General features: G+C 43.6%; 4 protein-coding genes and 1 pseudogene. 3 read left to right on the plus strand and 2 right to left on the minus strand.

The features are described 5' to 3' along the window. Window positions 1-273: 273 nt before the first annotated feature. Complete coding sequence (locus AC1DLM_RS34805; protein ID WP_477572555.1) at window positions 274-2,463, plus strand: family 78 glycoside hydrolase catalytic domain; 2,190 nt, start codon at window positions 274-276, stop codon at window positions 2,461-2,463. A gap of 192 nt (window positions 2,464-2,655) precedes the next feature. Continuing rightward, complete coding sequence (locus AC1DLM_RS34810) at window positions 2,656-3,531, plus strand: DUF4846 domain-containing protein (protein ID WP_477572556.1); 876 nt, start codon at window positions 2,656-2,658, stop codon at window positions 3,529-3,531. A gap of 55 nt (window positions 3,532-3,586) precedes the next feature. On the opposite strand, the gene AC1DLM_RS34815 is transcribed toward AC1DLM_RS34810, so the two are convergent. Beyond that, on the minus strand, window positions 3,587-3,817 hold the full coding sequence (locus AC1DLM_RS34815; protein ID WP_068669718.1) for a cold-shock protein: 231 nt from the start codon (window positions 3,815-3,817) through the stop codon (window positions 3,587-3,589). A 68-nt stretch (window positions 3,818-3,885) separates the two neighbouring features. Continuing rightward, on the minus strand, window positions 3,886-4,086 hold the full coding sequence (locus AC1DLM_RS34820) for a cold-shock protein (protein WP_056625586.1): 201 nt from the start codon (window positions 4,084-4,086) through the stop codon (window positions 3,886-3,888). 320 nt (window positions 4,087-4,406) lie between these two features. Between AC1DLM_RS34820 and AC1DLM_RS34825 the strand changes: the two are divergent. After that, window positions 4,407-4,688 (plus strand): annotated as a pseudogene (locus tag AC1DLM_RS34825) (fatty acid desaturase); the annotation flags it as partial.

Below are 4,688 nucleotides of genomic sequence, written 5' to 3' on the forward strand. Positions count from 1 at the left end.
GAATTGGAKATCTTTGAAGCGATGGCTTGCCTGAGGTGGCTKCTGCTCGATCGAATCGCTGGTGTGCCCAAATACCCGAATACAATGAAGAGAGTAAGAAAAATCGTCAGGGACAATCCATTAATAAATGAGAATGGGCTGCTGTAAAGTGGAAGAACGCCTGAGAAATCGGGCTTTTTTTGGTTAAGAAAAGGAATCTTCCTATGTTCTCACGAATAGTGGAATTGTGATTTATTCTGATAGCATTACACACATGCAGAGGAGAGGGACAGGTTGACACAAGAGTGGCAGGCCAATTGGCTGACAGATCGTGCTTTTATGAATTTGGAAAAACCCTATCTTTACCATAAAGAGCATGATGAGGTTACCGTTGAACCGTATATCCCGGATTTACAACATCACCATTGGTATGTAAGAAATGTATTCATGTTGGATGACAAGGTGATAGATGGGGACAAGATCTGGCTTCATCTTACTGCAGATGATTATTACAAACTGTATATGAATGGTGAGTTCGTTGGACAAGGGCCCGCACAGAGTGATGCGAATCATTATTATTTCAATCGTATAGATGTAAGTTCCTTTTTAAAAGTTGGGGAAAATGTAATAGCCGTTCATGTCTACTATCAGGGGCTGTTAAATCGCGCTTATAACAGCGCCGATAACCGACAAGGTCTCATAGCGGAACTTTGGGCAGGCGAGCATTTACTGATCAAGACAGATCGAACATGGAAAGCCAAGAGAGTTAATGATAATCGACCTGGAGTGACGTTCGGTTATGATACGCAATTTACAGAGCATTTGGATGCAAGGCTATCGGAGCGAGGTTGGACAGAACTTAGCTACGATGATTCAGATTGGGCACATGCAGAAGCTGCGGAGCATACGGATTATACATTTGTTCAGCAGCCAACGCCGCTGCTCTCCCTATATAAGAAGCAGCCTACACATGTCGAACGGATTGCAGCAGGTCATTATCTGATCGACTTCGGAAGCGAGTTGACAGGCCAATTCGCCATGCGTGCACAAGGAAATGCGGGAGAACAAGTACATATTATGTCAGGGGAAGAGCTATTGCCTGGAGATAAAGCAGTTCGCTACGAAATGCGCTGCAATTGCCTTTATCATGACCAGTGGACGTTATCCGGTGACATAGATAACTTCGAAACCTACGATTATAAGGCATTTCGTTATGTGGAAGTGCAAGGGCCTGAGGAAGCGCTGAATCCGGAATCTTTCCACGCGGTGGTCAGGCACTATCCGTTAGATGACCAAAGCTGTCTGCTTCACAGCTCAGATGAGTTGATGAATCAAATTTTTGACATTTGCAAAAATGGTGTCCGATATGGATCCCAAGAAAATTTCGTGGACTGTCCGAGCCGAGAGAAGGGGCAATATCTGGGTGACAATACGATTATTGGTCACTCCCACATGCTGCTCAGTGGGGATTTACGGCTGACACGCAAGGCTATTGAGCAATTTGGGCGTAGTTCGTTCGTCTGTGAAGGCATTATGGCCGTTGTTCCAGGACATTTCATGCAGGAAATAGCTGATTTCTCTTTGCAGTGGCCGATGCAAGTTTTGACGTATTATCGTTACAGTGGGGATACGGCATTCCTTCAGGAAATGTACCCGTATGCGGAAGGTTTACTTAAACATTTTGAGAATTTCGAGCGTGAAGATGGATTACTTGAAAATTTCACGGACAAATGGAATCTGGTCGATTGGCCACAAAATTTACGTGACAACTATGATTTTGATCTGAGCAGGCCAGTCGGTCCCGGCTGCCATAATGTCATCAATGCGCTATATCTCGGCTGTGTAAGCAGTGTAAACGAGATTCGCGAATTACTCGAAGTTGCTTATGAGAATCGGCTGCCGCGATTAAAAAAGAGCTTCTTAGCAGCTTTCTATGATGAGAAGAACCGCTTGTTTAGAGACTCGGAGCAGAGTACGCATCATGCTCTGCATGCCAATGTACTCCCACTGCTGTTCCATATCGCTCCAGAGGAATCAGTCAGTGCGATTGTTGACATGATCCGCGCCAAGCGGTTTGCATGCGGCGTTTATTTCTCCTACTTTGTCATGAAGGCACTTGCGGAGGTCGGAGAGCATGGGTTGATTTATGACTTGCTCTCAGCCGATGATGAACACTCATGGGGGAATATGATCAAAGAAGGAGCAACCACCTGCTTCGAAGCATGGGGGAAAGATCAGAAGTGGAACACTAGCTTATGCCATCCATGGGCAAGCGGGCCGATTCCAGTACTGATCGAGGATATTATAGGTCTAAAGCCAGCGAAGCCGKGGTGGCAAGAGATCGCGTTTTGTCCGAAGCTTCCTACAAGCTGGACATCATTTTCCTTACACCTGAATGTTCCAACYGGGACGATTCAACTCCGTTATGAGAATGGGGAATGGAGCGAGAGCTTCCCAGCTGGTATCCCAGTCAGACGAGGATAAAACTTTGTGTACATAAGAAAATAAGTTAAGTATATCTAGCCGGCTGACGTTTAATTGTCAGTCGGCTTTCTTTTTTGAAATTTACAAGCACTTTGAAAGTAACCAGTATAATCATAAATATGCTATTATTGGGATATATGGGATGTGCCTAACAAGATAAAGACCCGAGTAGAGAAGAGGAGCTGAGAATACGTGAAAAAATGGCTAACAATGACTGCCCTTTCTGCGATGTTGCTTAGTTCATGCTCAGCCGCGGGGGAGGGAAGGTCGACAATCGCCGATACTCTTTCGGGAACCAAATCCCACAAACAACAATTAATTCATGCCGAAGGAACAAATGTCATAGACCGGATAGCCRTACCGAAAGGCTACGAGAGAGTTCCCGTAGAGGATGGGTCATATGGGCATTATTTGCGTAATCTACCCCTGAAGCCACATGGTTCCAAGGTACATTTGTTTAATGGGGATCTTAAGGCTAAAGAGGTTTACGAAGCTGTGCTCGATGTGGATGTAGGTGAGCGGGATTTGCAGCAATGCGCCGATGCGGTTATGAGGCTGCGGGCGGAATACCTGTATGGCATTGGCAATTTTGATAAGATTCATTTCAATTTTACGAATGGCTTTAAAGCTGACTATGCAACGTGGAGGAAAGGGAATCGGATTGACGTTTCTGGCAACAAKGTCTCATGGGCCAAACGAGGAGCACCCTCCAACAGCTACGAGGTGTTTCGAAGCTATTTGAACATGGTATTTGCGTACGCAGGAACGTTGTCCTTGTCAAAGGAAATGAAACAGGTACCRCTATCAGAGATGCAGCTTGGAGATGTGTTTCTGGAAGGGGGCACGCCTGGACATGCAATTGTGGTATTGGATATGGCTGAGAACCCCAAAACCGGTGATAGGCTCTTTCTACTAGCTCAGGGATACACACCTGCGCAAGATATACACATTCTGGAGAATGGAGCGAATGGAGAGGGTAATCCTTGGTATTCCACTTCGTTTGAGGGAAAGTTGAATACCCCGGAATGGACATTTACAAGGGAACAACTATATAGGTTCACAGACTAATGCGAGGGAGAAGGCCCAATTGGATCTTCTCTTCTTTGTTTTTCCGGTCCATTGATCAGGAGATCAGTCTGCCTTTATGAAGAGACTTTAAATTCTTATTGGAGTTAGAAATGATAGGGAGCATTTTCAAACTGCTAATCATAGGAGAAAGGCATTGGTGGCAAGTTGGTACATATTCAAAGGAGAAATTGTCCCGAATCCATCCCTTACAATCTTCATTATTACATGCCCAGACTTTCGTGTCTTCCTGAATGAGATCCTCAATCGATTTTTTTCGAAAATACATGGTTTGCTCCTCCTTCTAATAAAAAAACTGCCCTTAACACTTGTTAAGGACAGTTCACTGTGGATTGATTACAGTTTTACAACATTTTCAGCTTGAGGACCGCGGTTGCCTTGAGCTACGTTAAATTCTACGCGTTGTCCTTCGTCTAAAGATTTGAATCCATCTCCTTGAATTGCGGAGAAATGAACGAATACGTCATTTCCGCCTTCCATCTCAATAAATCCAAAACCTTTCTCTGCGTTAAACCATTTCACTGTTCCTGTTTCCATAATAAAATACCTCCAAATTGTTATTAACATGCTTTTTTCAAACAAAAAAAATCACACATTGAAAAAGGCACCATTACACAAATGATCACTTTTTCAATATGTGAGTTTATGTCAAAGCTGTTTATTGACCAATCATAGCACACAAAAGTGTGATAAGCAAATTAATAATGGTTCTCTCTTTCCTATATGACATATGTCATGCCGTCTACATGATGTTTATGACTGCAACGAACTGAAAGCGATATCTATAATGAAGATAGGATACTACAAATGATATTCGCTAACAAGTCCTGCGCACCAGATCGAGGAGGAACGATACGATGACACAATCCACGCTAACTAACTTAAAAAAACAGGTTGCCCCTTATGAAAACTCAAATACGAGGGCTAGTATCAAGCAGCTCATTAATACCTTAGGACCTTTAATCGTACTATGGGTAGCTGCGTATCTAAGCCTATCTATATCTTATTGGATCACATTACCGATTACGTTTATCGCATCCGGATTTGTTATACGAACTTTTATCATTTTCCATGATTGTTGTCATCAATCGTTCTTCAAAAGCCGTAGAGCTAACGAAATCGTCGGTACAATTACAGGT

Source organism: Paenibacillus sp. 01T442 (assembly GCF_056398345.1).